Here is a 22,990-nt window from a genome sequence, read left to right on the forward strand (position 1 = left end):
ACAACAGGTTAAAATATTTTTCAAATTCGTTAAAAATGGAAAATCAAAATAATGAATCGTCCTCAAAGCGTTACAGTTCTGGCCATCTTGCAGCTAATTAGCGGCGTATTCAGCCTCCTTGACGGCTTGTTCATCTTACTTTTTGCAGGCATTTTTGGCGGTATCGGTGCGGCTGTCGGCGGGGCGAAAGTTGGTACTGTAATCGGCAGCTTCATTGCAATTTTTGCTGCGATCAGTTTTATTTTAGGCCTCCTCTCCTTACTCTTAGCTTGGGGTTTGTTTCAACTAAAAAAATGGGCTTGGACGGGAACGTTAATTGTCCACATCATCGCCACCCTCGCGCAAATTGCCAAAATGTTGGGCAGCGGCGGTACAGCAGTCAATTTTTTAACTCTGGGTTTTGCAGTGGCTAGCATTTACTACCTGCTGCGGCCGGATGTTAAACAAGCATTTCTTGTCTGATTTCCTTATAATTAACGGTACTGAATTCTCGGATCTAAAAAAGCATAGGAAATATCAACCGCCAGATTAATCAGTACAAAAGTCACAGACACAAAAATTACTCCTCCTTGGACAATTGGGTAATCCCGCGTCAGAATACCGCTATAAATCCAAGAACCAATTCCCGGCCACGAAAAAATTGTTTCAGTCAGAATAGCGCCGCCTAAAAGAGTGCCGAACTGCAAACCGATAGTTGTGACGATCGGCAAAAACGCATTTTTCAAAGCGTGTTTCAAAATCACCCAATATTCCGGCAATCCTTTTGCCCTCGCAGTGCGAATGTAATCTTGAGAAAGCACTTCCAGCATCGCAGAACGAGTGATGCGAGCTATAATAGCTAGGGGAATAGTTCCTAAAGTCAAAGCTGGCAGGATTAAATGGGCGATCGCATCCCGCAAAGCCGCCAAATCCCACCTCAGCAAAGAATCCAAAACATAAAAACCTGTAATCGACTTAAAAACAAACCCCAAATCTACACTAATCCGCCCGCTAGGAGGCAGCCATTTCAGATAAACTGCAAACAAATAAATCAATATCAATCCCAACCAATACACTGGCAAAGATACGCCAATTAACGAACCGCTCATCGCGAGATTGTCCAGCCAGCTATTTTTCCGAACAGCCGCCAAAATCCCCGCCGGAATTCCGATAATAAGTGCCACCAACATCGCCACCACAGATAGTTCAAAAGTAGCAGGCCAGCGACTTGTAATTTCATCAATTATCGGAATTCCGCTAATAATGCTATTTCCCAAGTCAAAGCGAAGTAAACTCCATAAAAAAGCCAAATATTGCAAAGGCAAAGGCTGATTTAAACCTAATCTCGCTCTCAACATTTCCACCTGTTCGGGAGTTCCCCGTTCTCCCAAAAGCACTGTAGCTGGGTCTCCTGGTATCAAATGCAAAAAAGTAAATACTAGCAGAGTGATTCCGAAAAGGACTGGCAATAGTCCCAGCAAACGTTTGGCAATATATTGAAACATCAGTTGATCTCATTCACCTTGCAATTTTGCCAAAACCCGATCGACCGTTTCTTCTACCGTTAAATTGGTTGAATCCAGCCAGTAGCCAAGGCGAGGAGTTTCGGTACGGAGAATGCGATCGAAGGCATAAACCATTGTTTCGTTGGCATAACCGGTTTTCGTTCTTGCTGCATCGCGTGCAGCTACAACCTCTGCCTTCGGACACAGAACGATCGCGGACAACGGCACATCGTGGAAAGTGGCAAGTACCTCAGCCAGTGCCGGACCAATGATGATGTCTTGATAAACCACCGTAAAACCAGCCTGGAGATAGTGTCGCGCTGCCATTGCTGCTAGGTGATACCGCAATTGAAGCTGCTGATATGCCTCTGCTGACAAATTTAACGCCATTTCCGCCTGTCCGTTCACAATCATGCGACGAAAGATATCGCCGCGAAGGTGGACACTTTTGGGCAACCGTTCGGCAAGTGATTGGGCCACACTTGATTTTCCGGCAGCCATGTTCCCGGTAATCAAAATAATTTGTGGCTGATGATTTGCAGGTTGCTGATTGCTCTCCATACTGTTTGTTAAGGTAAATTCATGTAGAGTATGATAACCCTGGAGAGGTGTCTCGATCTAAACTCTCAATTTTTGCTTATTTCCTCAAAAGACTCCGACCCCAAAGGACTCGGAATCCAACCTTGAATATTCTTGCGTTTCCCTAAAAGCGGCTGCGAATGTACGATCGGCAAACGCACAGCTTCCATGCAAAATCTCGCTAACTTCCTCATTAGATTTGAGATTGGAGATTTGAGAACAAGAATATGAATATAAAAGTAAATTTATATAAAGTATGAGGAACTAAAGAGAAGATGTTTCGATCCACAGTGACATACTTACGCACATACTTACGCAGACATAGGCTGTTGTAAAATTGATTTTATTTGGGCTGAATCTTGCAGGCGATCGCACTAGCATTAGATAAAAACGAGCGATCGCACCTTTAACTGCAATCTACGCATTTTGTGACAGAAATTAATTTGTGAGGTGTATTATGCCTTCCTCAACAATATCAGCACGCGCGATCGCAGATGCCGTTGCAGGTACAATCCCTGAAACCACACTGACTATTGGAAAACTAGCGCCTAACTTTGAATGGCTCAAACAATTCGGCACACCCAACTACGATACATTCAGGAGCACAGCACTTGACAGTGCAGGCAATCTCTATCTGACAGGAGACACCTATCTCCCTTTGAGCGGCACCAATCCAAGTACAAATGCCTGGGTAACCAAATATGACAGCAGTGGCAGTCAGTCGTGGCTCAAGCAGTTAGGGGATAACTTGGCGACGGAAGTGACTGTGGATAGTGCTGGCAATGTTTACCTGACAGGAACCACTCCTGCCGCTTCACCGCAGCGGATTTTTAATGATTCCGACGCTTGGGTAGCTAAGTATGACAGCACCGGCAGCCAGTTGTGGCTCAAGCAGTTCGTCTTCGGAAACTCTAATGACTATCCCTCAGGCATAGCAGTGGATAGTGCTGGCAATGTCTACTTGACAGGAACAAGTGGCTATACAACTTCAGGTGGAGGTGGAGGCCCCAAAAATGCCTGGGTAGTCAAGTATGACAACAGTGGCAACCAGTTGTGGTTGAAGGGTGTCAGTGCTGGCGGCGCCACCAGCAACTCCTATGGCATAAAGGTAGACAGCAGTGGCAATGTCTATCTGACGGGCACATACTCTAGCTTTATAGGGACTTATCCACCGATTGGTGGCACCTGGGCCGCCAAGTATGACAGCAATGGCAACCAATTGTGGTTGAAGCAAGTCGGGACTGCTACATCTGCCCACCCCTCAGACTTAGCACTCGATAGTGCTGGCAATCTCTACCTGACGGGAACAACCAACGGCTCTTTGGGAGGCCCCAATGCAGACATTGGAGATATTTGGGCAAGTAAGTACGACAGCAATGGCAATCAGTTGTGGTTCAAGCAATTCGGGAGTCCTGAATATGATTTCCGCCCAAACTTAGCACTTGATAGCGCTGGCAATCTCTACCTGACGGGAGAAACCAACGGCTCTTTGGGAGGCCCCAATGCAGGCGGTCAAGATATTTGGGCAACTAAGTACGACAGCAATGGCAACCAGTTGTGGCTGAAGCAATTAGGGACTGCTGAATCTGACTCCTCCTCAGAATTAGCACTCGATAGCGCTGGTAATGTCTACCTGACAGGAGAAACCAAAGGCGCTTTGGGAGGCACCAATGCAGGCGGTCAAGATATTTGGGCAACTAAGTACGACAGCAATGGCAACCAGTTGTGGCTGAAGCAATTAGGGACTGCTGAATCTGACTCCTCCTCAGAATTAGCACTCGATAGCGCTGGCCATCTCTATCTCACGGGACAAACTAACGGCGCTTTGGGAGGTCCCAATGCAGGCGGTCAAGATATTTGGATTGCTAAACTCGGCACAATCACAGAGGTAGTCACACCAACGCTGACACCAACACCAGTACCAACACCAATACTAATATCGACGCCTACTCCCACAACAACGCCGACGCCTACTTTCACACCAACTCCTACGGCCACACCAACGCCCTCGATCGCGCCAACGCCCACTCCTGCGGCCACACCCACGCCCTCTCCGACATCAACTCCGACGCCATCTCTCACACCGACACCAACACCGTCCAACTCTTCTCCAATTATCGGTACTGATGGCGACGATATCCTTGCAGGCGATCGCAGCAACGATACCCTCAGCGGCAAACAGGGAAATGATACTCTCAGCGGTCTTGATGGCAATGATGGGATGTACGGTCATCAAGGTAATGATTTTCTCGAAGGTGGTAATGGGGATGATAGCCTTTACGGTGGCAAGGGCAATGATACTTTGCTTGGGGGTAACGGTGAGGATGTTTTATTTGGCGATCGCGCTTCTGACAGTCTCATTGGGGGTGAAGGCAATGATACTTTGTATGGCGGCAAGGGAAATGATACCCTATTTGGCAGCTTGGGAAATGATTGTTTAATTGGGGGTTTGGGGAGCGATCGATTCCTCTTAGGACTTGATGCTGGAACGGATAATATTTTAGACTTTGAAGACGACAAAGATTTGCTGATACTTGCTAGCGGTATCACCTTCTCCCAATTGGCAATTACTCAAAGTAACAGTGCAACTTTAATCCGGTTTGTCCCTACCGGGGCAATCTTGGCATCTCTAAGCGCGATATCAGCGAGTCAAATTAATGCTGCCGACTTCACTTTCATCTAAAACATGACTTACGCATAAACTCTATCTGTAGGGTACATCTCGCTCTAACTTCTCAATTTTTGCTCACTTCCTCAAAAGACTCCGACCCCAAAGGACTTGGAATCCAACCTTGAATATTCTTGCGTTTCCCTAAAAGCGGCTGCGAATGTACGATCGGCAAACGCACAGCTTCCTCGTGCAAAATCTCGCTAACTTCCGCATAAATTTTCGCCCTAGCTGCTTTATCCCCACTCGCCCTCCCCCGATCCAAAAGTTGCAGAACTTTCGGATTTTTCCAATTTCCCAAATCCGCCGTCGAACCCGGCCCGAAGTGAGGATAATAAAAATTGTCTGGATCGCCGTAATCTCCAGTCCAACCCATCATAAAAGCTTGAAATCCGGGAGGTTTTAGCCGATCGGCTAAATAAGCAGACCAATCCTTTGTCAGCAATTTTACCCGAATCCCGATCGCGCTCAAGTCCGCCGCAAAAGCCTCAGCAATCGGCTTCGGCGTGGGAAAATAGGGACGGCCCACGGGCATATACCACAAATCCAAATCAAAACCGTTCGGATAACCGGCTTTCGCGAGCATTGCTTTAGCTTGCTGCGGGTTAAATTCATAATCTTTAACTCGATCGGACTTCGCCAAATTCAGCGAAGGCGGGATAAATTCCGAGTCGTGTTTTCCGAGTTCTCCCCAGAAAGCTTTGACTATTGCTGGCTTGTTAATTGTTTGAGCGATCGCCCGCCTCACTTCCGGTTTTGACAAAGGTTCGTAACTCGGATTTAACCCTAAATAACCGACATTAAAAGAAGGTCGCACAACAGCTTCTAAATTAGTATCTGCTTGAACCTCTTTCAATTGATCCGGCGTTAAATCCACAGTAAAATCAAGTTGACCTGCTCGCAACTGAGCCAATCTCGCCGCCGGATCGTCAACAAAACGAATTACCAATTGATTGACTTTTGGCGTGCCAGTTTTCCAATAATTTGGATTTTTTGCTAAGATAATGCGATCGCCCGATCGCCATTCCTGAAACATAAAAGGCCCCGTACCCACCGCCAGCGACCCCGGAGTGCCGTATTTAGCACCCGCTTTTTTCACCGCCGCCGGACTCGCCATCCCGAAATAACCAGACCCAATTGCCGAGGGAAAAGCAGCAAAAGGTTGATTTAAAACAAACTTAATCGTAGACTTATCAACAACTGCCACATCTTTTACCAGGGAATTTTTATCTTCCTTAAAGCCACCAAAAAAATCCTTCCAAATTTGATAAGTTTTGCCAGATTCTCGATAACCGTTAGGATTTTTCGCATCCCACCAGCGGTCTACATTAAACTTAACAGCTTCAGCATCAAAATCCGTGCCGTCGTGAAACTTTACCCCGGAACGCAACTTAAAAGTCCAAGTTTTGCCATCTGTAGAACTTGACCATTCAGTAGCGAGACTCGGCTCAAGTTCCACAGTTCCCGGTTTGAAATCAGTCAAGCGATTGTAAATTTGGTCGATAACAATCACTGAATTGCCATCCGTAATATTTCCCGGTTCCAGATTGACCGGCTGCCCACCCGCACCGTAGACTAAAGCTCCCGGTGGAACCGCAGCAGGAGTTGTCGGAGTTGGAGAGTTATTGCTAACCGTGTTTGAGGTGGTGCCGCAATTTGATAGAATTACAGCCATCCCAAAAACTAAACCTAATAAAACTACACGCCAGGATTTTAACAATCTCATTTCCATAGCTCCGGTTTAATAGAAAATTGTACTCAGATAAATTTTTAACTAATTTGCTATTCCTCTCCCCTCTGCGAACTCTGCGCTCTCTGCGGTTCATTGAGTAAATTATATATTAAATTTAAATTTAATTAACAAACAAAATAGAGCAAGCTGATGATATCACCTTCGAGGGCAAAATCTCAACTCACACCTTTACTTTAGGCGACGCAACCAGCATGGCAGCCAACCTTTGCTGCCATGCTAGAGGCTATCTCAAAACCGATGCAAGGCTTCACAAAAAAGGCATTCACGGTTTATTCACTGCCGAAATCAGACCCCAATTTGTCCGGTAACAGCTAAAATCAAGTCCGCGTCAATAAACACAAATCCTGTACGGCGAGCTCGGATATTTGTCAACCCGCCGCGACTCAATAGGCAACAGTCATGCGCCTGCGAATAAACTGAGGCTGCTCAACTTCATCCAGCAGGGCGATCGCAAAATCCTCAGCCGAAATCCGGCTTTTACCCTGTTTGTCAACAACTAACATATCGCTTCCTAACCGAAATTTACCAGTCCGATCGCCCGCTTCAAATTCCGCCGCCGGACTGATAAAAGTCCAATCCAAATCAGCAGCTTTATAAACAGCAAGTGCCTCCCGATGAGCGAGGGAGGCCGCACGATACTGTTCTGGAAAATCAGGAGTATCGACAAGTTGAACCCCCGGACTTACTTCGAGACTACCTGCACCCCCAACCACAACCAAGCGATTAACGTCGGCACGAGATAAGCCGTCAATCAGCGAATAAGCTGCTGTTACAATGTCTTTAGCTAAAGTCGGGTTATTAGCAGTAGCAGCACCGGGCCCGGCGGCGCTGATAACGGCATCGTGTCCTCTGACAATTTCAGCCACAGTATCAGCATCGAGAACGTTACCCACAACCACGGTTAGGCGATCGCCCGAAATCGAAAAACGCGACGCATCCCGGACGATAGCTGTTACATCGTGTCCCCGCATCAACGCTTCAGAAACAATGCGACTGCCAGCCATGCCATTTGCACCAAATAAGGCCAACTTCATTAAAAATCTCCTATTTTTTTGCTTAAATTACTCACTAATTGGTATCAGCAATCAGCAGTTATATCTAGTCAGGTAAATTGACCGTAATTCCTGTAATGCCAGGCTTGTAGGGCTGGTTCACCAGTATCTATGATTCACATTCAGAGTATCGGTAAACCCGCTCTTACTTAAACATGGCGATTAAACCATTCAGCAACATTACCAACTGCCAAATCGATCGTTTCAGGCTCTTCATAAAATTGAAATTGCACCCGATCGCCCAACCAAACGAGATGCTTATCTGTAGCTGCAATCAGCTCAAATAACTTTTTAGGCAAAACAGAACCGCTCGCGGCTCTGTCAGCGTGTACCATTAACAGCGGCAAATTCAATTTTTTGACAGTTTCATCAACCCGATAAGTCCATAATTCCGCTTCGCTCATCGCAGCCACTCGGTTTTCCCATTTGCCCAAAAAATCCCAAGCAGGGCCGCGCTCAGCCCAGCGGATGTACCACTGATAAATTGGTTTTGGCAGCAGCAAAGCGTTAGGATCGTTCAAGCTGACAATTGGAATATAATCAACTTCACCGGTTTTTTCATATTTAGTTCGTGCTTGACGACCCCGTTCAATACGATCCCGAGTTTTCTCCTCGCCGCCGCTGTATTCTTCAATCGTTTCTTTGGTGAGATAATGACCTGCAACGAGCGCTAATGCCTTAATTCTAGTGTCCTCTACTGCTGCCTGAATAGTCCAATTTACACCTTGGCATACACCCAGCAAATACACTCTATTTTTATCCACTTCTGGGCGGCTGAGCAAATAATTAACTGCGGATTTCAAATCAGAAACTTTGGCTTGCGGACTTTCATAGTGGCGGGGTTCGCCGCCGCTTTCGCCGTGAAAAGAAGGGTCAAAAGCCAAAGTTACAAAACCCGATGAAGCCATGCGGGTAGCATATTGGATAGGCGATTGTTCTTTAACAAACGCTACCGGGCCTAGAATCGGCACAGCAGGCGCTGGTTTGGCAAGATTGGTGGGAATATATAGATTTCCCACCAATTCAACACCGTTGCTGTTAAAGGTAACGCGCTCCATTTTGTAGGAACCGCGAGCCGATTGTATGTCTGTATTTTGCATATTTTCCTGTTGGGCGCTGCTCGCTCTAGGTATCAGGCTCAGCAAGAAGCCGCTGACTCCGGCTGCACCCGCTTTTATTAACTTTCTGCGTGAAGCATTCGATCGGTTTACTTGGACTGCAAACATCGCTTTAACCTGTAGGTTTCTGCATAAAAAGCAGCATAAGTCAATTGCACCAGCCAAATCTTGTAAATTCTCCCGATAAATTGCAAAATCTGGCGATACTGGCTTCGCCTCACAACCGAGCGCGATACTGTCGCGGAGTCAGACTGGTATAGCGGCGAAAAACATTAGTAAAGTGGCTTTGATCGCAGAAACCGACAGATTGACTAATATCAGCCAGGGTGAATTTTGGATTAGAGAGCAATTTTTTTGCTCGCTCAATGCGGCACTGCAATACATATTGATGGGGAGAAAGTCCCGTACTTTGTTTAAAGAGTTTTCCAAAGTGATGAGAACTCATCTGCACAACAAGTGCCAGTTCTGCCAAACCCATATCGCGATCGAGATTATCTTGAATGTAATCCAGAATCTGCTGCAATTTGGATGGAGATAGTTTTCCTAATTTAGGAGAATTGGCAATTTTTACTGTACAGTGATGTCGCAGCAGATGCACTGCTAGCAAAGTTTGCACAGATTCCACATAAAGGCGATCGCAATAATCCCTGCTGCGCTCCACTTCCGCGCTGAGGGTAAGAGCAAGTTGTTCGAGAAGCGGGTCGCGAATGGCGAAGCGATCGATTAATTCGATTGTTTGAGGGGCCCGATTTCTTCCGCAAGATCCGCTAACGCAACTTTCAATCGCAATCCGTTCTAACACCGCAGCCGGCAAATAGATATCTAATATTTCAACAGCACAATCCCAAAACCACTCAGGTTCTCGAAAAGCAGGTACAAAAGTGAATAAACCAGGCAATGTTAGCCGCTCAATCAACTTCCCACCATCTAACCGCCGTTCTAAACGCCGTTCTAAATTACCTGGATTCGCAATGTGGAGGCTGAGGCAGTGGTCTGCTATTCCAGGGTCGGCAATTCGCTCTCCCGGTGGAGTATAAACTGTGCGTTCGACACGCAAACAATCTTTAAATATCGGCATACAACAACCCGATTCGGGATTGGCAAACATCCATCTTTCTCTCTTTTCTCTTTCTCTGCGCCCTCTGCGCCCTCTGCGGTTCGTTGAAAAAATCTACTTTACATCAAGCAATAGGATGGCTATAGGCGATCGCACCCAACCCTATAAATCAAAACTCTCTTCACCAATACTTCCGAGTTCCCCACTACTGAGAAACTCTTCCTCCTCTACTTCTTCAATCCTAGAGTAGAAATTTTCCACCACAAACGGCAAACCAGCCGCCATCAAACCCCGTTGAATCAGTTCCGGCGTTTCATCAAACAAAACAAATAGCGGATGAACAGCCTCAGCTTCATCGCTGTAAATATGTCTGTAGCGGTACGGCATCACCCATTCGTAACCTTTATCCAGCCAAACCTGAGACTGCCGCCAGCGGCCGAGTAACTCAGAAAACTCTTCGCCCGGACGATGAATGAAAATCAAAATTTCCACTCCAATTTTAACTTTCCACTCGGGATCGCACATCAAAATCGCCAAATCGCAGGGCAAACAAACTGCCTGTCCGGGCGATATGCTAGTGCCGCGGCTTCCCGCATAAGAAACTCCGTCCCGCAAGCGCGCAATTGGCAAAGGAATGGTAATTAAACTATCATGGGCGCGGCGAATACTCGGAATCATTTCCATGTAAACCCGATATTTTTTCAGCAGGGCGATCGCGGCCGAAGATTCGCTGTACTCTGCTAGTAAGGCCTCGTAATGTGATTGTTTAACAGACATTTTAAATTAAGTAATAGGTAATTAGTCAACAGTCAACAGTTAACAGTTAACAGTCAACTGACAACCGCCAACTGCCAACTGACTGCTGACTATTTTTTACAGTTTCTGGAACACTGCGAACATCGGCAGATACATCGACAGCAAAATCGAACCTACGATACCACCGACGACCACAATCATCAGAGGTTCTAGCATACTGGTAAGTCCTTTTACTGCTTCTTCAACTTCCGTTTCGTAGAAAGCGCCAACTTTCATCAGCATCTTGTCAAGTTCCCCTGTCTCCTCGCCAATTGCCATCATTTGAATGGCCAAAGACGGAAAAACAGCTTGTTCTTGCAAAGCAATACTGATCATGCCGCCGCTTTGAATTTCCTGTCTCGCATATTCGATCGCATTAGATATCGCCTGATTCCCCGCCACATCTCGCACAATTTCCAAAGAATTGAGAATCGGCACGCCCGATCGCGTCAGCGACCCAAATATCACGCAAAACCGAGCCACAGCCGATTTTTCGATCAAATCTCCAAAAATCGGCAACTTCATGGCAATCCTATCAATTTGCAGGCGACCTACGGGAGTTTTGTAGTACATATCGAAGGCAATTTTAAGGGCTATAATCACCCCAATAACTGTCACCTGTTGGATGGGAGGCCAAGCCGTACAAAATGCACTAATTGCCAACATAAACACCGTAAAAGCCGGCAAATCTGCACCAATATCCTTAAAAATCTTAGCGAAAGTTGGCAGCAAGAATATGGTCATGGCGAAAAAAATCACGATCGCGATAAAGAACACAGTCTTCGGATAAGACATCGCCGAATTAATTTCCGCCTCCGTCTTGTGATTTTTTTCCATCATCACCGCCAGACGGTCTAGGGTTTCATCTAGCACCCCGCCGACTTCTCCCGCCGCCACCATACTGATAAACAGTTGGTCAAAAACATCAGGAAACTTAGCCATCGCCTCTGCCAAGTTTATCCCCTCCTGCACGTCAGCATTCATGCTTCTGAGGGCTCGCTTCAACTTAGCATTAGAACACTGCTCGTGCAGCACGGAAAGGCATCTAACGATCGCCACCCCTGCATTAAACATAGCCGCAAACTGACGAGCAAAAATAGCCATATCCTTAACAGTAAGACTGGTAAGGTTATACTCGATTTGCTCCTGAATCTTACTGAAATCAAAGCCACCTTTCGGTTTTTCGCGGATAACGTTGGTAGCCACAGCTCACCTCTGAAAATTTATTAAAAGTTATGACTCATCAGTCATCAGTCATCAGTTCTTTCTACGGAGTCCAGACTAATGACTGCTGACTGAATTAATGAGCTCCTACCTTGGCGCCAACAGGTGCCGGGCCGATCAAGCGTTCGAGTTCGTCAGCCTTAGAAGCCTTGCCCATTGCCGCTTCCCAAGTGACTTTACCGCTCTTGTAAAGTTCAGCGAGAGCCATTTCCATGGTCCTCATGCCCAATTTCGCCCCCATTTGGATTTGGGAGTAAATCATTGGAGTTTTGCCCTCCCGGATCAAGTTAGCCATAGCTGGAGTATTGACCATGATTTCCATAGCGCAGCAGCGGCCGCCCCCAACTTTTACGACCAAATTTTGGCTGCAAATTCCCACCAAAGAGTTAGACACCTGGGCGCGAACCTGGGGTTGTTGAATTGGCGGGAACACGTCCAAAATCCGATCGATCGTTGCACCCGCAGAATTAGTGTGCAAAGTTCCCATCACCATGTGACCCGTTTCCGCAGCCGAAATTGCCAGACCGATCGTTTCCAAGTCGCGCATTTCCCCCACCAGAATCACATCAGGGTCTTCGCGCAAAGCCGCTCTGAGCGCATTAGCAAAGCTCTTAGTATCTTCGCCCTTTTGGCGCTGGTGAAACAAACTCTTGATATTAGGAAATACATATTCGATCGGATCTTCAACTGTTAGAATGTGTTCCGCCCGCGTCCGGTTGATCAGATCCAACAAAGCCGCCATCGTAGTAGTTTTCCCGGAACCCGTTTGTCCTGTCACCAACAGCATACCCCTGGGTCTTTCCGTCAGATCCCGCAAAACCTGCGGCACGCCTAAAGCATCTGCATTAGGAATCTTAGAAGCCAGAGCCCGCATACAAGCAGCCCAAGCACCCCGCTCCCGGTAGACATTGACGCGGAACCGAGCCAATCCCCGAACGCCGTAAGCGCAGTCGAGTTCCCACTCCATTTCCAACTGCTTGCGCTGCATATTGTTGAGCATTTGGAAAATCAGGATCTGCACTTCCTCAGCAGACAGAATGTCGCCGTATTGTGACTGAGGAGTTAGTTTACCGCTGACGCGGAAGAAGATAGGTGCGCCTGCTTGGATGTGTATATCCGAACCCCCTTGTTCTACCAGGGACTCCAGTACGTCTTCAATCATCAGACCCATAGATATCTCTCCTCGATCGAGTTGATAGTTATTGACCAATCTAGCTCAGTTAACAGTCAACAGTTAATACTCAACATTTAACAGTCAACAGTTAACTGCAGCATCAATCCAAAAAGCGCGGCGTCAAGCAGTACGGACAATCCAGCATCTCCGGCTTCAATTCTGCCCGACAAGTTTTGCAGGTAAGTCCCTGCTTGCGTTTGGCCTTCAGTTCAGCCTCCAGGCCCGAGTCTGTAAATGTCACTCGCTCGACTTCTTCAAAAGTAGTCGCGCCTTCCCGCACCAACTGCAAGCTGTAAGCCAACAAGGTTTTCATCCCTTCTTCTACTGCTGCTTCCTTAATTTGCTCTGTGGGAGCTCCTTGAGTGATCAAAGTTTGAAGCCGCTCAGTATTTTTCAGGAACTCGTAAACCCCTACCCGTCCTTTGTAGCCTAGGCCGCCGCACTTGGTACAAAGTTGCTCGCGTTCTGCTAGTTGCTTCCTTTCCTCCACCGGGACAACGTTAGCCCTGTTTACAGTCAGATCGATTTCTTGAGAAGCCGACAGACCGTACCGGCCGAGTTCTTCAGCGGTAGGCTGGTAAGGAATGCAGCATTTGTCACAAACGCGCCGCATCAGACGCTGAGCCAACACCCCTAACAGAGCCGCCGAAACCATGAAGGGTTCTACGCCCATTTCGTCTAAACGGGCGATCGCCCCGGCCGCATCGTTCGTGTGCAGCGTCGTCAGCACCAAGTGTCCCGTCAAAGCAGCTTCCAGAGCAGTTTTTGCCGTTTCTTTGTCCCGCGTTTCCCCGACCAGCAGCACGTCAGGGTCTTGCCGCAAAAACGCCCGCAGAATGTTGGAAAAAGTCAAGTCTTTTTCCCGAATTACTTGACATTGGGTAATCCCCGGCAAAGCATATTCGATCGGGTCTTCCGCCGTACTGATATTAATCCCCGGATCGTTGCGTTCCGCCAGAATCGAGTACAGAGAAGTTGACTTGCCCGAACCAGTCGGCCCCGTCACCAAAATCAGTCCGAACGGCCGACTAGCAGTCTCTCGCACTAAAGCCAGAGTTTCCTGGTCGGAGATTAACAAACCCAAACCCAACTGAGTGCTGGAACTGTCCAAAATCCGCAGCACGATTTTTTCGCCGTACCGCGAAGGCAAGCTGTTCACCCGGAAATCCACCGTGCGTCCCTCAAATACCCGGCGGATGCGACCGTCTTGAGCTTGTCGGCGTTCGGCAATATCCAGGTTGGCAATAATCTTGAAACGAGCCGTAATTGATGCGACTACCTGCTTGGGAAACCGGAAATACTCTTGCAGCACCCCGTCTTTCCGCATCCGAATCCGCATGAACTCTTCTTGAGGTTCTACGTGGATGTCAGAGACCTTTTCTGACAAAGCTTTAGCCAAAATGATATTGACCGCCTTAATTACCGGAGCGGCCTCAGCATCATCCAAGGTATTAGCTAGGTCTTCTTGGTCGGCACTCTCCTCTTCTAGCGAGAGTTCGCCAAAGTCTCCCTCCCCTAAATCCATCTTTCTCTGCTTTTCGGCTGCTGCCATTTTGGCTGCTACCTTAACTTGGTCTTCTTGATAGGCCGAAGTTATGTCCTGATAGTCGTCTGGCGTAATCACCCGTCGCTGCAAAGCTAAACCGTGAGGCTGTAAAATCCGCCGCAAATCTTCTATGGCGTTGAGGTTGTCGGGATCTACCATTGCCACCATAATCGCCGGAGGCTCAGTTTCAGTCCTCGCTACAGGTAAAAACCGACCTTGGTGACAAATGTCGATCGAAATCTTCAACCCGTCTAGCATCACTCCGAGTTGCTCGTTAGACATTTCGCTAATCTCCGGGTCAAATGCTTCAACGCCGTAGACTATCTTCCGTTCAAACATCTGCTGCTTCTTGTAAAGTCGCAGCAATTCTGGAGGCAACGGCTGCCCGGTAAGTGCTTCTAATACCTCCGTCAAACGCTTGCCCGACTTCTGGCTTTCAATTTGAGCTTGCTTCACTTGCTCGCTGTTGACGTAACCCGACTGAATCATCTTGGTGATAGCCGGAGTAAATTGGCTCAGAGCAACTATGGATGTGGAGCGAGGCGGGGATGTGCTAGTCATAAAAAACACTCAATAGGTGGGAAACTCAGTCACAAAGAGTGCTGAGAGGAAAACCAACGCGGGGTTTTAACCCCGGTATTTTTTGCTTGTGGATCGGCTATCATTTTCTTGCTCAATCCCTATCTGTCAAGTGTAAGCTCGCAGTCCCCTCTAAGCTTCGTCCACAAATTGACGAGACGTTGGAGAGATTTGCCGATGCTTGCAATCACATTTTGTTCGTTGAGTGCTAAGTTGCTTGCTTACCTGATTAACTTGCGGGATACTATCGTTATAGCCTCAGGGCAAATCACTTGGGGATTGCCCGTACCGGGAGAGAAAAGCGGGGCGGGGTGTGTCGCCTTCCCACTCTCATTTTATATTCCCAAATTGTTCGGTCAAATTACAGCGCCTGTAGTGGCGCGCTTAGCTGTACTAAATTAAAGATTAGCTATGTTCTGTGATGATAGCTTTTACGAAAGCCTCGATCGCCCTTTTGAAATATATTTTGATTAATTATCTGCGATCGGTCAGTGCTGGATCGTCGGCTGCATGAGTCCCCAGCCCAAATTTTGAGCAGATCTACTTTTTGGTCAGCAAATATTACTTAGATTGTACCTTGGTGTGCGAACCTTAGTCACGTAAGCTGGACGGTTCAAAAATCTTGGAAACAGGCAAATTAGATCGGGAGCATCTCATATTTGTAACAACACTTCTCCTGGCTCCTTCCTTCTTCCTCTTTCCTCCTGCCTCGCAGCCTCGGGCCGTTCTGCCTCAAAACTGAGAGTTCTAGCTTGGCTGCTTTCATTGAGATGCTCCCAATTATATCTCAATCGTATCTACAGAGCAGCACCTCCCCGAAACCAGGTAATTTCTGTCATTTGACTGGCATAAATTCGAGCTTTCAAGCGACTTCGGTACCTAATTATAAAAACTTCCGCCCCAATTTCCCTCAAAATTCACAGCGTCGTATGTGAGTGAGAAAAGCGCAGATAGCTCACCACTCAGTCACTAAATACAAATTCATATTTCTGGCAAATTTGCCAATGCAACCAATGGTAAAATACAAGCAGATTTTGGCGATTAAAACAGCCGGGAATACGGAAAATTTTAACTAACTATTGTTAGCAGTCAACTTTGAAGCATCAAGCCTTATACTCGGTAATTGTTCTAGCAAACGTAACAGTAAAATACAATTTTTAAACTCGATCTAAATGCGATGGTTTTAATTCCTAAGTAGAAAGCAACAAACGTTCTGTCAGCCAAAACAGCGGTCATACTATCGAAAGAAAAAGAAACAACCATTTCAATAAAATATTGGAAGCTTTGAGAGATGCCTCCATATTGGGCGAGATTTTTTATGAATTAGATGATGCCATACACAATAAATTATAGTTGTCTAGATTTACCGGGTTAAAGGTATCTGCTAGAATTGATAGGGTTCTGTCGCGCAGCTTTTATGATTGACGAGGAAAAACAGCAAGATCGAGATCCTAACTCGACAGGGGAAACCCCAGAGGGTTCGCCAATGGCAAGCGAAAATCCGCCGGCACCAGCAAACGAAGCAGCCGATTGGGAGCTCGAACTTGCTCGAGCTTATCAAAGTGCTCAGGCCGATCGCCCGCCAGCAAACGCATCAGGGGATACTATCACCGGCAGTTCCACCAACAGCCCGACTGCAGACGCGGCGGAGCCTTGGAAGAATGAACTGGCGCAGGTAACCGAGGAAAAAGAGGCTTTAAAAACTCAGTTGCAAGCCGCATCCGCTCAACTAGAAGAACTGAAAAATCAAAATCTCCGCCTAGCAGCAGATTTTGAAAACTTCCGCAGGCGTACCCAAAAGGAAAAAGAAGAGCTAGATTTACAGGCAAGGTGTCTCACGATCAAACCCCTGTTGCCGGTAATTGACAATTTCGAGCGCGCTCGATCGCACATCAAGCCGCAAACCGACGGCGAAATGAACATTCACAAAAGCTACCAAAGCGTTTACAAGCAAATGGTAGATAGCCTCAAGCAAATCGGGGTTTCTCCGATGCGCCCCGAAGGCGAACAGTTTGACCCCAACCTCCACGAAGCTCTGCTGAGCGAGCCAACTGACGAACACGAGGAAGGAACAATTATCCAAGAACTAGAACGCGGCTACATTCTGGGCGATCGCGTCTTGCGGCACGCCAAAGTGAAAGTTGCAGCGGCTGGGCTATCTGTGGTAGCCTCAGATGAAAATCCCGATAGTTCGGAAAGTTAATCGGGATACAAGCTACTGCATTCCTCAAAGTCACTGACCCCCGAATATAATTCGGGGGCCCCAAGGCGGCAGATTAACCAAATTCTTAATTCATGACTAAAAGCAGGTCGGCGCTTGCTCAAAAAATTCTGAAAAATGTTTTTACCCGTCTTTGATATTGCCTTAGGGCATCAAGTTTATTTCCTAAAAATCCGGTCTGGTGATGCTTGTTTTGACAAGCTGAGTCGTTTTTCATCCCCCAACTTGTAGTTGGAGATTTCCAAACATCCCACAAAGTTTTATGAGGCGCTATGGGAAAAATTATTGGAATTGACTTAGGCACGACTAACAGTTGCGTAGCTGTGTTAGAGGGCGGTAAACCCGTCGTGATCGCCAATTCCGAAGGCGGGCGCACAACTCCGAGCATAGTAGGATTTGGCAAGGCGGGCGATCGCTTAGTAGGTCAATTGGCCAAGCGGCAAGCTGTAACTAATGCTGTAAATACTGTCTACAGTATCAAACGATTTATCGGACGGCGGTGGGACGACACGGAAGAAGAACGAGCGCGGACTCCCTATACCTGCATAAAAGGCAAAGACGATACCGTTAACGTCCAAATTCGGAACAAGGTTCACACTCCCCAAGAAATCTCGGCAATGGTACTCCAAAAGCTCAAGCAAGATGCTGAAGCTTATTTGGGACAAACTGTTACCCAAGCCGTGATTACAGTGCCCGCCTACTTCACAGACGCCCAGCGGCAAGCTACCAAAGACGCCGGTACGATCGCGGGGCTCGAAGTCCTGCGGATCGTCAACGAACCGACGGCAGCAGCACTTTCCTACGGGCTCGACAAGCAAAATATAGAACAGAAAATCTTGGTCTTTGACCTGGGCGGCGGTACTTTCGACGTTTCGATCCTGCAACTGGGAGACGGAATTTTTGAAGTCAACGCTACCTCCGGCAACAACCATCTCGGAGGAGATGACTTTGACGACTGCATAGTCCAGTGGCTGGTAGAAGCTTTCCGGACTCAAGAAGGCAGTGACCTCTCACAAGACAAAATGGCCTTGCAGCGCCTCCGAGAAGCTGCCGAAAAAGCGAAAATTGAACTCTCCAACCGGGAATCCACATCAATCAATCTGCCCTTCATCTCCTCTGACGACAAAGGGCCGAAACATTTGGAAATGGAGCTCTCCAAAGCTCAGTTTGAAAAACTGGTGGCTCATTTGGTGCAAGCGACGATCGATCCGGTGACTCAAGCCCTCAAAGACGCAAGTTTGACCCCCAAAGACATAGACAGGATTATTTTAGTGGGAGGCTCAACCCGGATTCCGGCAGTTCAAAAGGCAATTAGCAAGTATTTTGGGGGCGTTTCTCCCGATAAATCAGTCAATCCCGACGAAGCTGTAGCCGTAGGCGCGGCAATTCAAGCCGGAGTGTTGGGCGGTGAAGTCAAAGACTTGCTGCTGCTCGATGTGACGCCGCTCTCCCTGGGACTCGAAACCTTGGGCGGGGTGTTCACCAAAGTAATCGAGCGCAATACAACTATTCCCACCAGTCGATCGCAAATGTACAGCACGGCGGCCGACGGGCAAACCTCGGTAGAAATTCACGTCCTCCAAGGCGAGCGGGCATTGGTTAAAGACAATAAAAGTCTCGGCAAATTCCTGCTCAAAGGCATTCCCCCAGCCCCCCGCGGCGTACCTCAAATCGAAGTTACCTTTGAAATCGATGCCAACGGGATTCTCAAAGTGGCTGCTGAAGACAAAGGCACCGGAAAAGAACAAAGCATCCAAATTTCCAATACAGGGGGATTGAGCGAAACCGAAGTTGAGCGGATGCGACAAGAAGCCGAACTTTACGCCGACGAGGACATCAAGCGCGCTCTACTCGTCGAACTCAAAAATCAAGCTGACTCCCTCGTCTATAATTGTGGTGTAACTTTAAAAACCAACGCGCAACTGCTGAGCGACGACCTTAAGGCCGAAGCGGAAAAAGCCGCAGCAGCCTTGCGGGCAGCGATGACTAACCCCGAGATCACAGTCGAGGAACTCACGCCCGCAATCGAATCTTTCAAGCAACTGCTATACTCGCTGGGGACAGCAGTCTACGACCAAGCCCGCAGCGGGATAGCCCCGTCAGGATCTGTTGTTGAAAGCGAGATGAGGTCAGAAGTAGAATCAGAACCAGAAGAGGTTAAAGCCGACGACGACAGCATTTTGCTGACAGAAGAGCTGCTGGTGGCGCACCAAGCTCCGCCGGAACCAAAGCCGGAACCAAAGCCGGAACCAAAGCCGGAATCAAAGCCGGAATCAAAGTCGGAATCAAAGTCGGAACCAAAGCCGGAACGACAGTCAAAACGACAGCCAAATCCACAGTCAAATCCACAGTCAAAACAAAAACAGAAGGTTCCCGAACCAGAAGTTGATGATATGAATCCTTTCCTTTAAAACTGAAAAGCTAAAAATTAAAAGTTAAAAATTAACAATGAGAATTTTTGATTTTTAATCTGTAATTTCAGGAAAGGTCGCCCGTTTCTTTTTCGTACACTTTTTGTTATTTACCTCCAGGCAAGCAGCTCTATGGCCGGTGATTACTATGAAATATTAGGCGTTTCTCGCAGCGCAGACAAAGAAGAAATTAAGCGTGCTTACCGCCGCCTAGCTCGCAAGTACCATCCAGATGTCAACAAAGAATCCGGTGCCGAGGAGCGGTTTAAAGAAATTAACCGCGCCTACGAGGTACTCTCAGAACCCGAAACTCGCGCCCGTTTCGACCGTTTCGGCGAAGCAGGCGTCAGCGGTGCAGGCGCACCTGGGTTCCAAGACTTTGGTGACAGCTTTGCCGATATTTTTGAAAGCTTCTTTCAGGGCTTTCAGGGAGGTGTCGGCCAACAACAGCAAGGTCGCAGGCGCAGCGGCCCGGTGCGCGGAGACGATTTGCGCCTCGATTTGCGCCTGGACTTTCGGGAAGCCGTGTTTGGTGGGGAAAAAGAACTCCGCATCAAGCATCTAGAAACCTGCGAAACTTGCACCGGGACTGGTGCAAAACCGGGAACCCGACCCCAAACCTGCTCGACTTGTACCGGTAGCGGTCAAGTCCGACGCGCTACCCGCACTCCTTTCGGCAGCTTTACTCAAGTTTCAGTTTGCCCCACTTGCAACGGCACCGGGCAAGTGATTGAGGACAAGTGCGAAACTTGTGGCGGCCGAGGCCAGAAAGAAGTGATGAAAAAGCTGAAAATCACAATTCCGGCTGGGGTTGACAACGGTACTCGCTTGCGCGTTTCCAATGAAGGGGATGCCGGCAAACTGGGCGGGCCGCCCGGGGATCTTTACGTGTTCTTGGCGGTGAATGAAGACCCGCTATTTAAGCGCGACGGCACTAACGTTAGCTCGGAAGTTAAGATTAGTTATTTGCAAGCAATTTTAGGGTGCCGGTTGGAAGTGGAAACCGTAGACGGGCCGACGGAATTGTTGATTCCTAGCGGAACTCAGGCAAATACTGTTCTGACTCTGGAGAAAAAAGGGGTGCCTCGGTTGGGAAATCCAGTCAGTCGCGGCGATCATTTGATTACGGTGTCTATTGACATTCCGACTAAGGTGACGGCTGAGGAACGGGAATTGCTGATGCAGCTTGCTAAGCTGAAGGGCGATCGTACCGGTAAAGGCGGCTTGGAAGGATTTCTGGGTAATTTGTTTCAGAAATAAGCAATTTTTGACACCAATTGGTGTCAAATTTTCCTGTTTGAAGATTCCCCAGCCATTTGTTTTAGTATCTGTCAAAAAATTGTGTGCAATTGCTCACAAAAATCTCAGGTGGGACGCTTCCTGGGCATTGCGTTTTAGCAGCGCTCAAAAAAGTGAGCGCTATTGCGCTCACTTTTTTCAGAAAGAATAATAGTCTGTGTCCAATTGGAAAGAAAATTTTAGATTCTCCAGTTTCCAGGCAACTTGTTTAAAAAAGTAAGGCTTTCAGGATTTGAGATTGCAAAAATTATTATGAATTCAACATCGAAAATTGAAAATCCCAAATCCCCAGATGCCAAAATCGATCTGCGGGGTACTCCGTGTCCTCTGAATTTTGTCCGCACTAAACTGCGTTTGGAGCAAATGGCACCGGGTGCTGTTTTGGAGGTGTGGCTGGACGCTGGGGAGCCGATCGAACAAGTGCCCGACAGTCTCAAAATGGAAGGCTACCAGATTCTCGAAACGCAATTTGTCGCAGATGAGCCGGAGTCGGGCTTTTTTGCTATGAAAGTCCAGCGCCCAGAAGACAAGGAAGCAGGATGAGCCTGAATTCATCCTCGATCGTCGGTACTGTAATTGCTGTTCAGGCTAACTTCTACCAAGTGAGGTTAGATCCGGCTGTTTCCCTTGACGGGAAAAATACCCCCCTGGCTGATTCTCCGACTCTCCTTTGTACTCGCCGCACTCGACTGAAAAAAATTGGCCAACAGGTGATGGTGGGCGATCGCGTGGTGGTAGACGAACCGGACTGGACTGACCGCCGGGGTGCAATTTCTGAAGTCTTTCCGCGCCAAACAGAACTCAACCGCCCGCCTGTAGCTAATGCCGATCGCATTCTCCTCGTTTTTGCCCTCGCCGAACCAGACTTAGACCCCGCATCATTAACTCGGTTTTTAGTCAAGGCCGAATCTACAGGTTTAGAGGTGAGTTTGTGCCTGAACAAATGCGATTTGGTCACTTCCTGGGAGTTGGAACAGTGGCGCGATCGGCTGTCAGGCTGGGGCTACGAACCAATGTTTATTAGCGTCCGCAACGGCGCAGGAGTTCAGGAAACCACCGAAGAAAGTAAAAATGAAGTTTCTGCCCAAGAACCAGCTTACCATGACTTAAAGGAGAAAAGAGAGGGATCGAGCGTGACTTTTGAGAATAATCCCCTAGTTGCAAATTCGGTCGATCGGTTAGCTCCGTTAAATCCCGTACATAGCCCGTTGCCGAACTTCCTTCTGCAGCACTTGCAAGGAAAAATAACGGTAATTTGTGGCCCTTCTGGGGTTGGCAAGTCCAGCTTGATCAACCAACTGATCCCGGCGCTGAACCTACGAGTGAACGCTGTTTCCGGCAAACTCGGCCGCGGACGGCACACGACTCGCCACGTCGAACTATTTGAACTCCCCGGCGGCGGACTCTTGGCTGATACTCCGGGCTTTAATCAGCCGGCTCTCGAATGCGATCCCTCAGAGTTAGCTGAATATTTCCCAGAAGCTCGCCAGAGGCTGGCTTCGGGTAGCTGCCAGTTTAGCGACTGTTCGCACCGAGACGAGCCTAACTGTGTCGTGCGGGGCGGTTGGGAGCGCTATGAATATTACTTGCAGTTTCTCGAAGAGGCGATCGTCCGCCAGCAACAAGAGCAAAACTCTAGTAGCGCCGAATCGAGTTTGAAGCAGCAAACCAAGTCGGATGGTACGCAGCATTACGAACCGAAGCTGCAAACTAAAAAATATCGCCGCTCTTCCCGCCGCCTTCAACACCAGTCACTCCAAGATATGTGTCAAGACTTAGAGGAATTGTGAGGAAGTCGCCACCCATCGCCCGCAGGCACTAGAAAACAGTACCAAGACTTACCCAGAAACCGGGTTTCCTCGACGAAAATACTTGGTTGCACCCCGAGGGCCCCTTCGCAAAATCGGCTTTCTTTACTCGCGGGTGCGTAAGTCCTGAGTACATTAATAGCTAAAATTAAATGGCCTTAGATTTGTTAAAAAAAGTAGAACAGAAGCAAAAGTTAGCGGGTACTGCAGGAGCAAAAATAT

Annotated in this window: 18 protein-coding genes and 1 pseudogene; 9 read left to right on the top strand and 10 right to left on the bottom strand. The window is 47.9% G+C overall.

Translation table 11 applies throughout. The annotated features are described in order from the left end of the window. The first annotated feature begins 51 nt into the window (after positions 1 to 51). Complete coding sequence (locus QUA99_RS15090) at positions 52 to 462, top strand: hypothetical protein (RefSeq protein ID WP_333238027.1); 411 nt, start codon at positions 52 to 54, stop codon at positions 460 to 462. 11 nt (positions 463 to 473) lie between these two features. Here QUA99_RS15090 and QUA99_RS15095 read toward each other — a convergent pair whose 3' ends face one another. Beyond that, positions 474 to 1,484 (bottom strand): ABC transporter permease, encoded by a 1,011-nt coding sequence (locus QUA99_RS15095; protein WP_333238024.1) that lies wholly within the window; start codon positions 1,482 to 1,484, stop codon positions 474 to 476. Positions 1,485 to 1,493: 9 nt separating this feature from the next. Then, complete coding sequence (locus tag QUA99_RS15100; RefSeq protein WP_333238022.1) at positions 1,494 to 2,045, bottom strand: AAA family ATPase; 552 nt, start codon at positions 2,043 to 2,045, stop codon at positions 1,494 to 1,496. A gap of 475 nt (positions 2,046 to 2,520) precedes the next feature. On the opposite strand from QUA99_RS15100, the gene QUA99_RS15105 reads away from it, so the two are divergent. Next, positions 2,521 to 4,746 carry an SBBP repeat-containing protein gene (locus tag QUA99_RS15105; RefSeq protein WP_333343367.1) on the top strand — a complete coding sequence of 742 codons (2,226 nt, stop codon included), beginning with the start codon at positions 2,521 to 2,523 and terminating at the stop codon, positions 4,744 to 4,746. 52 nt (positions 4,747 to 4,798) lie between these two features. On the opposite strand, the gene QUA99_RS15110 is transcribed toward QUA99_RS15105, so the two are convergent. Beyond that, entirely contained in the window at positions 4,799 to 6,457 is a 1,659-nt protein-coding gene (locus QUA99_RS15110; protein ID WP_333238018.1) for an ABC transporter substrate-binding protein, read from the bottom strand. 164 nt (positions 6,458 to 6,621) lie between these two features. On the opposite strand from QUA99_RS15110, the pseudogene QUA99_RS15115 reads away from it, so the two are divergent. After that, positions 6,622 to 6,792 (top strand): annotated as a pseudogene (locus QUA99_RS15115) (saccharopine dehydrogenase-like oxidoreductase); the annotation flags it as partial. 75 nt (positions 6,793 to 6,867) lie between these two features. Here QUA99_RS15115 and QUA99_RS15120 read toward each other — a convergent pair. The 7 genes from QUA99_RS15120 to QUA99_RS15150 all read right to left on the bottom strand — a co-directional run bounded on the left by QUA99_RS15120 (position 6,868) and on the right by QUA99_RS15150 (position 15,011). After that, positions 6,868 to 7,518, bottom strand: a complete 651-nt coding sequence (locus QUA99_RS15120; RefSeq protein ID WP_333238016.1) for an NAD(P)-dependent oxidoreductase — start codon at positions 7,516 to 7,518, stop codon at positions 6,868 to 6,870. A 167-nt stretch (positions 7,519 to 7,685) separates the two neighbouring features. Next, positions 7,686 to 8,762: an alpha/beta hydrolase gene (locus QUA99_RS15125; RefSeq protein WP_333238014.1), complete on the bottom strand. Its 1,077-nt coding sequence runs from the start codon at positions 8,760 to 8,762 to the stop codon at positions 7,686 to 7,688. A 109-nt stretch (positions 8,763 to 8,871) separates the two neighbouring features. Further along, positions 8,872 to 9,762 carry an AraC family transcriptional regulator gene (locus QUA99_RS15130; protein WP_333343368.1) on the bottom strand — a complete coding sequence of 297 codons (891 nt, stop codon included), beginning with the start codon at positions 9,760 to 9,762 and terminating at the stop codon, positions 8,872 to 8,874. Positions 9,763 to 9,873: 111 nt separating this feature from the next. Continuing rightward, positions 9,874 to 10,488 (bottom strand): hypothetical protein, encoded by a 615-nt coding sequence (locus QUA99_RS15135; RefSeq protein ID WP_333238010.1) that lies wholly within the window; start codon positions 10,486 to 10,488, stop codon positions 9,874 to 9,876. A 96-nt stretch (positions 10,489 to 10,584) separates the two neighbouring features. Then, positions 10,585 to 11,712 (bottom strand): type II secretion system F family protein, encoded by a 1,128-nt coding sequence (locus tag QUA99_RS15140; protein ID WP_333238007.1) that lies wholly within the window; start codon positions 11,710 to 11,712, stop codon positions 10,585 to 10,587. A gap of 94 nt (positions 11,713 to 11,806) precedes the next feature. After that, on the bottom strand, positions 11,807 to 12,901 hold the full coding sequence (locus QUA99_RS15145) for a type IV pilus twitching motility protein PilT (protein WP_333238005.1): 1,095 nt from the start codon (positions 12,899 to 12,901) through the stop codon (positions 11,807 to 11,809). Between the two features lie 103 nt (positions 12,902 to 13,004). Then, the gene (locus QUA99_RS15150) at positions 13,005 to 15,011 is read right to left on the bottom strand and encodes a GspE/PulE family protein (protein WP_333238002.1); all 2,007 of its coding nucleotides are present in this window, start codon (positions 15,009 to 15,011) and stop codon (positions 13,005 to 13,007) included. A 195-nt stretch (positions 15,012 to 15,206) separates the two neighbouring features. On the opposite strand from QUA99_RS15150, the gene QUA99_RS15155 reads away from it, so the two are divergent. The 6 genes from QUA99_RS15155 to rsgA all read left to right on the top strand — a co-directional run bounded on the left by QUA99_RS15155 (position 15,207) and on the right by rsgA (position 22,750). Further along, on the top strand, positions 15,207 to 15,431 hold the full coding sequence (locus tag QUA99_RS15155) for a hypothetical protein (protein ID WP_333238000.1): 225 nt from the start codon (positions 15,207 to 15,209) through the stop codon (positions 15,429 to 15,431). 1,015 nt (positions 15,432 to 16,446) lie between these two features. Beyond that, positions 16,447 to 17,232, top strand: coding sequence for a nucleotide exchange factor GrpE (gene grpE / locus QUA99_RS15160; RefSeq protein ID WP_333237997.1), 786 nt, complete (start codon positions 16,447 to 16,449; stop codon positions 17,230 to 17,232). 290 nt (positions 17,233 to 17,522) lie between these two features. Then, a complete protein-coding gene (dnaK, locus tag QUA99_RS15165; protein WP_333237995.1) occupies positions 17,523 to 19,661 on the top strand; it encodes a molecular chaperone DnaK in 2,139 nt (712 codons plus the stop codon). Between the two features lie 132 nt (positions 19,662 to 19,793). Continuing rightward, the gene (gene dnaJ, locus QUA99_RS15170) at positions 19,794 to 20,921 is read left to right on the top strand and encodes a molecular chaperone DnaJ (RefSeq protein ID WP_333042223.1); all 1,128 of its coding nucleotides are present in this window, start codon (positions 19,794 to 19,796) and stop codon (positions 20,919 to 20,921) included. 291 nt (positions 20,922 to 21,212) lie between these two features. Further along, positions 21,213 to 21,503, top strand: a complete 291-nt coding sequence (locus QUA99_RS15175) for a sulfurtransferase TusA family protein (protein ID WP_333237992.1) — start codon at positions 21,213 to 21,215, stop codon at positions 21,501 to 21,503. Continuing rightward, positions 21,500 to 22,750, top strand: coding sequence for a ribosome small subunit-dependent GTPase A (gene rsgA, locus QUA99_RS15180; RefSeq protein ID WP_333237990.1), 1,251 nt, complete (start codon positions 21,500 to 21,502; stop codon positions 22,748 to 22,750). Before QUA99_RS15175 ends, rsgA begins: the two co-directional genes overlap by 4 nt. The last annotated feature ends 240 nt before the right edge of the window (positions 22,751 to 22,990 follow it).

Source organism: Microcoleus sp. F10-B2 (assembly GCF_036704965.1).
Classification (GTDB): Bacteria; Cyanobacteriota; Cyanobacteriia; order Cyanobacteriales; family Microcoleaceae; genus Microcoleus.

Coding starts and splice junctions, on each gene's coding strand:
- QUA99_RS15090 (WP_333238027.1), top strand. CDS start 52: ATGAATCGTCCTCAAAGCGTTACAGTTCTGGCCATCTTGCAGCTAATT.
- QUA99_RS15095 (WP_333238024.1), bottom strand. CDS start 1,484: ATGTTTCAATATATTGCCAAACGTTTGCTGGGACTATTGCCAGTCCTT.
- QUA99_RS15100 (WP_333238022.1), bottom strand. CDS start 2,045: ATGGAGAGCAATCAGCAACCTGCAAATCATCAGCCACAAATTATTTTG.
- QUA99_RS15105 (WP_333343367.1), top strand. CDS start 2,521: ATGCCTTCCTCAACAATATCAGCACGCGCGATCGCAGATGCCGTTGCA.
- QUA99_RS15110 (WP_333238018.1), bottom strand. CDS start 6,457: ATGAGATTGTTAAAATCCTGGCGTGTAGTTTTATTAGGTTTAGTTTTT.
- QUA99_RS15120 (WP_333238016.1), bottom strand. CDS start 7,518: ATGAAGTTGGCCTTATTTGGTGCAAATGGCATGGCTGGCAGTCGCATT.
- QUA99_RS15125 (WP_333238014.1), bottom strand. CDS start 8,762: ATGTTTGCAGTCCAAGTAAACCGATCGAATGCTTCACGCAGAAAGTTA.
- QUA99_RS15130 (WP_333343368.1), bottom strand. CDS start 9,762: ATGTTTGCCAATCCCGAATCGGGTTGTTGTATGCCGATATTTAAAGAT.
- QUA99_RS15135 (WP_333238010.1), bottom strand. CDS start 10,488: ATGTCTGTTAAACAATCACATTACGAGGCCTTACTAGCAGAGTACAGC.
- QUA99_RS15145 (WP_333238005.1), bottom strand. CDS start 12,901: ATGGGTCTGATGATTGAAGACGTACTGGAGTCCCTGGTAGAACAAGGG.
- QUA99_RS15150 (WP_333238002.1), bottom strand. CDS start 15,011: ATGACTAGCACATCCCCGCCTCGCTCCACATCCATAGTTGCTCTGAGC.
- QUA99_RS15155 (WP_333238000.1), top strand. CDS start 15,207: ATGCTTGCAATCACATTTTGTTCGTTGAGTGCTAAGTTGCTTGCTTAC.
- grpE (WP_333237997.1), top strand. CDS start 16,447: ATGATTGACGAGGAAAAACAGCAAGATCGAGATCCTAACTCGACAGGG.
- dnaK (WP_333237995.1), top strand. CDS start 17,523: ATGGGAAAAATTATTGGAATTGACTTAGGCACGACTAACAGTTGCGTA.
- dnaJ (WP_333042223.1), top strand. CDS start 19,794: ATGGCCGGTGATTACTATGAAATATTAGGCGTTTCTCGCAGCGCAGAC.
- QUA99_RS15175 (WP_333237992.1), top strand. CDS start 21,213: ATGAATTCAACATCGAAAATTGAAAATCCCAAATCCCCAGATGCCAAA.
- rsgA (WP_333237990.1), top strand. CDS start 21,500: ATGAGCCTGAATTCATCCTCGATCGTCGGTACTGTAATTGCTGTTCAG.